Origin of the sequence: Protofrankia sp. Cj3 (assembly GCF_917627355.1) — a bacterium.
Lineage (GTDB): Bacteria > Actinomycetota > Actinomycetes > Frankiales > Frankiaceae > Protofrankia.
Genome location: NZ_CAKJTR010000126.1, coordinates 1 through 5,027 on the forward strand (window position 1 = coordinate 1; position 5,027 = coordinate 5,027).

Genomic DNA, 5,027 nt, shown 5'->3' on the forward strand with positions numbered 1-5,027 from the left:
GTACGGTGAGCTGGTATAGATGGATGTAATGCAACAATCTAATCCATTCTTAGAGTGAATTTCTATCAAGTGAAAATTCATTTTGGTCTGTCCGGATACGAAGGCCCAGGGGGGAATCTTTCTAAGCTAGTTCATACATCTTCAATCTCAGATTATTAAACTAAGTTTGAAGAACTACGAAATAAGCTAAGTTAAATCACTCATTAGTTTAATTTGTTAAGTCTAAATCACATTCATAGTGGAAGGCTTTACACCTGAGCCTCGTTAGACTCAGTAGAAGTGTAAATAAAATTATTAAATGGAGATTTAATGAATTTAAAAAATAATATTATTCGGGTCAAAATAAAATCTGATTGGTCATAAAAATATCAATGGTCGTAATCGGAAAGGCCTAAACTAAAGTTTGAATTTTATAGGACAAAATTGGACGTTAATTTGAAAGGAGCCCGGCTCCTTTGTCGGGCGGTGGTACAACTGACGTTACCGTAAAAAACGGTAGGGTCTCGGTGTTCCCGCCGGGTTGAATGGTCGTTACGGTGAGGTAACAAACTTTGCGCCCTGTAGTTGGGCTCCCGCCGTTCGGATGACCATCCGCAGGTTAATTGCACCGTATGCGCATGATGTGCCGCCGACGCATACCCATTGCTTCCCGTGATGTATTCCCAGGGTATCAGGTCACCGTCGCTGCGCATCCACCCTCGCCGCGCATCCGCTCCCGCCGCGCATTCACTGTGGTGTATTCACCGCGGCACATTCGAGTGGCCGATCGATTCCTGAGCGGCGTACCGGTCGCTGACCGGGGACTGTTGGTGGCGCTGCCGAGACAGGCGGTGTCTGGTCAAGTCGTGTCGGGCGCGACAACGAGGGGCGAGCGCGAAGGTTTCGTTCCTTGGCCGGTAGCCTCAGGCGTGTGGTCAGTGCGGGTCCGTCTGCGGGTACCGGTCGCCGGGCAGGGCATGGCTGAGCCCGCCGCAAGCCACCGTGGGCACGATGCGCTGGTGGCGCCGGGTGCCGGCGAGGCGGTTGATGCCGCTCTGAGCCGTGAGCTGGAGCTTCTCGCCCATCGCGCCTGGCCCCCGCTGTGTGAGCGCCGTGTCGGCGGCTGGGTGTTGCGGGAGTCTGCCGGTTCCTCCCGGCGCGGCAACTCGGTGTGGGCCCGCGGAGACGTCCCTGATCTTTCTCTCGCGCTTGACGAGGTCCGCGCGTTCTACGCCGCGGCAGGGCTGCCGGCGACCGTCCAGATCACCCCGGTGTCGTTGCCGGCCGGTATCCACCAGGCACTGGACGCGCTCGGGTTCGATGACACCGGTCCGACCGATGTCTGCGCGGCCGACCTGGCGGACCTTGCTGGCCGGCTGGCCGGCGGCACCGTCGCGGAGGCCAGCGTTGACGTGCCGTCGGGAGCGTCGGCGGCTGCTGCCGCCGGCTCCGGCCGCGCCGGTGGTACCAGAACGCTCATGTTCGACGACATCGACGGCAGCTGGCTGGATATCGCTGGGCGGGTACTTTCGACCTTTGCGGACCAGCGTGCCGGCACCCTCAAGGTGCTGACGAATCTCACGATAGCAACAAAGTACGTGCTGTGCGTGATGGACGGCGTGCCGGTCGCGGTTGGCCGGGGGGTCATAGACGGCGACTGGCTCGGCGTCTACAGCATGGCGACGATACCGGCCGCGCGCGGCCGGGGAGCCGCCCGCGCCGTCCTCGCCGGGCTGGTCACATGGGCCACCGACGCTGGTGCCTCCCGCGCCTATCTGCAGGTGGAACAGACCAGCACAGCGGCCCGCCACCTGTATGCCGCACTCGGCTTTCAGCCCGTCTATCGATACTCCTACCGGCGGTACTGCTACCGGCGGCCTCATCACGCCGGCAGTCCAGCCGCGTCCCTACGCTGATCATTGGGGAGTCATGACGCCCGAGCAGGCCAGCCGCAGTCTCCTGGAGCCGATGGGCAGGACTCGCGTGATGGGTGTGGTCAACGCGACCCCGGATTCGTTCTCCGACGGCGGTACCTTCGCGACCGCCGCTGATGCCGTCCGGGCCGGCTTGGCGATGGCGGCCGACGGCGCCGACATCATCGACGTCGGTGGTGAGTCGACCCGACCGGGGGCCGCCCGGGTTGATCCGGACGAGGAACTGCGCAGGGTGCTGCCGGTGGTGACGGAGCTGGCCGCGGCCGGGGTCGCCGTCAGCGTGGACACGACCCGCCGGACGGTCGCCGAGGCCGCGTTGGCCGCCGGCGCTGTGATCATAAATGACGTATCGGGCGCGGCCGACCGGGACCTGCTGGCTCTCGCCGCCGAGCGGGGTGTTCCCTATGTGCTGATGCATGCCAGGGGCACGAGCGCGAACATGTTCACCCGGGCGGTCTACGGTGACGTCGTGTCCGAGGTCGCGGCCGAGCTGCACGACCGTCTTGAGGCCGTGCTCGCCGCGGGTATCGCGCCGAGCAGGGTGATTATCGACCCGGGGATCGGCTTCGCGAAGAAGGCCAGACACAACTGGGCGCTGCTGGCACACATCGACGCCTTCAGCGCGCTGAATTATCCCCTGCTGGTCGGTACATCGCGTAAGTCGTTCCTGGGCAGCCTGCTGGCGGGCTCCGACGGCCGGGCCCGGCCAGCCGATGATCGCGACGATGCGACCCAGGCGACAACGGCGCTGCTGGCGGTCGCCGGGGTGTGGGCGGTACGGGTGCACGCGGTCCGGGCGGCGGCGGACGCCGTCCGGGTGGCGCAGGCATGGCGGAGCGCCCGCGGCGAGCAGCCGTGGGATGCGCGTATGGGGCCGGCTCGGGCGCTGATCGCCGCCAGCGGTTCCGCCCCGGCCATGCCCCGATGCCCACCGGCGGGCGCGGCATGACCGCCTGGCCACCGGCGGGCGGATCGCCTGGAGCCGATGCCCCGTCGGCGGCCGCGCCGGACCGGATCGTCCTTACCGGCCTGCGGGTCCACGGCCACCATGGTGTCCTGCCAGCCGAACGCGAGTTGGGCCAGGAATTCGTCGTGGACGCCGTGCTGTGGGTGGACACCCGGCAAGCCGCCGCGAACGACGACCTCGCCGCCACGGTCGACTACGCGGCGTTGGCCCAGACGTTGGCTGGGATCATCGCGGGTGAACCGGTGGATCTGATCGAGACACTCGCGCACCGGCTGGCCGTCGCCTGCCTGGGCGACGGCCGCGTTGCGCGCGCCCAGGTGACGGTACACAAACCGGCGGCACCGATCCCACTACCGTTCACCGATGTCGCGGTCAGCGTCACCCGGGACCGGCCAGCGTGAGCGGGACGGGTCATCAGCCGGGATCGCGAAAGTCGCAGGCGTCGTCGTTGGCAACGCCGCGGCCAGGGCCGGAGCGGCCGACCGCGGTGCTTGCGCTGGGCTCGAATCTCGGTGATCGTCTTGCGCGGCTTCGTGCCGCCGTCCGGACGCTCGGTGCGGTGGCGGTGTCGCGGGTGTATGAGACCGCGCCCGTCGGCGGACCCACCCAGGACGATTATCTCAATGCGGTTGTGCTGGTCCCGGCGGCGCCGGCACGTGCTCTGCTGTTGGCGGCACGGTCAGCCGAGCAGGCGGCGTCACGGCTGCGGACGGTACGATGGGGCCCACGGACCCTGGATGTTGATGTGATCGCCTGTGGCAGGCTGCTGAGCGACGATCCGGAGATCCTCATCCCGCATCCGCGTGCCCATCTGCGCGCGTTCGTCTGTGTTCCCTGGCTGGATGTCGAGCCGGACGCGGTGCTACCTGGTCATGGCCGGGTGGCCGACCTGGTGGCCGGGCTGGATACCGCCGGGATCCAGCAGACATCATGGAGCTTGCGCCAGTGAAACCGAGCCGGGCGCGGGATCTGTTCGCGGCGGCCGTGGTGCTTGGCGCGCTCACCTATGTTTTCCTGGTTTTCAATTATCAGGACCTGCCGCGCTTTCCGCCCACGGCGCCGTTGTCTCTGCTGATCATTGGGCTGGTGGAGCTACAGACCGCGTCGATCACCCGGCGCCGGTTGCAGGGGCGGCCGGGAACGAGGCCGATCCTGCCGCTGACCGTCGCCCGGCTGGCGGCCATGGCCAAGGCCGGCAGCCTTGCCGGGGCGGCGCTGGCGGGAGCGTGGGCTGCGGTGCTCGGTTATGTGTTGCCGCGTTCGGATGAGTTCCGCACCGCCGGCGCCGATGCGATCACCGCTGGGCTGGGGATCGGTGCCGCGGCGGTGCTCCTGGCCGGCGGGCTGCTGCTTGAGCGTGTGTGCCGAGTGCCGAAATCCTGAGCGGCCTGCCGGGGTGCGCTGGCCAAAGGTCACGCGATCATGTTTTTTGCGCGGTCGGCGGCAGGATCGCAAGGCGGCGGATGGATGCGCCGGAGGCGGTGGGCGCCGGCCGACGAGCCGGGCTACCCGTCCATCGCGTGGTGATGGACGGGTAGCGATGACGCGAGGTGCCACCCGGACGAGCCCTATTGCCGGGCGCTCTTACTCTGGTAATTGTCAACTGGGCGCGCGCAACGCCAGCGCAACGCCGTGATACACCGATGGGGACGTTTGATTGGGTGCGGACCGCGATGGGAGGTCAGCCGGTGGCAGACGGCGCACGACGCTCTGACGCGGCACGACGGTCTGACGCGGTGAATCAACGCCGGCCCGGGGCCGTGGACGGTACGCCGGAATCGGTGGCGCATCCCGACGGAAACGAGCCCCCGGCAAGCGCGGCCCCGCGGCGCCGGGATGCTCATCCCCCTGCCCCGTGGCGCGACCAGGGCCCGCCGCAGGACACTGGCCGATATCAGGACCCTGGCTCTTATCGGGACGCTGGTTCCCAGCAGCGGCCCGACGCAACCCGCGCCTCGGACGCCTATCGGCCAGCCGCTGGATATCCGCCCGCTGACGGCTATCTGCCGCCAGGACAACAGGCCGCGGCCCCACACCGCCCGACGGGCCAACGTGCGGTCGCTCCTCACGTGGCCGACGGCATGGCGACACGGGCCGGCTACCCTCGCAACGAGCGGGCCGCCGGCCGTGGCAATGACGCGGGTTAT

Annotated in this window: 5 protein-coding genes; all 5 read left to right on the forward strand. The window is 66.6% G+C overall.

All coding sequences use genetic code 11. The annotated features are described in order from the left end of the window. Positions 1 to 917 precede the first annotated feature (917 nt). Genes MJ783_RS16315 through MJ783_RS16335 form a run of 5 tightly spaced genes read left to right on the forward strand, consistent with a single transcriptional unit; the run spans position 918 to position 4,263 of the window. A complete protein-coding gene (locus MJ783_RS16315) occupies positions 918 to 1,895 on the forward strand; it encodes a GNAT family N-acetyltransferase (RefSeq protein WP_239311306.1) in 978 nt (325 codons plus the stop codon). A 52-nt stretch (positions 1,896 to 1,947) separates the two neighbouring features. Beyond that, on the forward strand, positions 1,948 to 2,862 hold the full coding sequence (folP, locus tag MJ783_RS16320; protein WP_239311307.1) for a dihydropteroate synthase: 915 nt from the start codon (positions 1,948 to 1,950) through the stop codon (positions 2,860 to 2,862). Next, positions 2,859 to 3,281 carry a dihydroneopterin aldolase gene (gene folB, locus MJ783_RS16325; protein WP_239311308.1) on the forward strand — a complete coding sequence of 141 codons (423 nt, stop codon included), beginning with the start codon at positions 2,859 to 2,861 and terminating at the stop codon, positions 3,279 to 3,281. Before folP ends, folB begins: the two co-directional genes overlap by 4 nt. A gap of 47 nt (positions 3,282 to 3,328) precedes the next feature. Continuing rightward, positions 3,329 to 3,829: a 2-amino-4-hydroxy-6-hydroxymethyldihydropteridine diphosphokinase gene (folK, locus tag MJ783_RS16330; RefSeq protein ID WP_239311309.1), complete on the forward strand. Its 501-nt coding sequence runs from the start codon at positions 3,329 to 3,331 to the stop codon at positions 3,827 to 3,829. Then, on the forward strand, positions 3,826 to 4,263 hold the full coding sequence (locus MJ783_RS16335; protein ID WP_239311317.1) for a DUF3180 domain-containing protein: 438 nt from the start codon (positions 3,826 to 3,828) through the stop codon (positions 4,261 to 4,263). Before folK ends, MJ783_RS16335 begins: the two co-directional genes overlap by 4 nt. Positions 4,264 to 5,027: the final 764 nt, after the last annotated feature.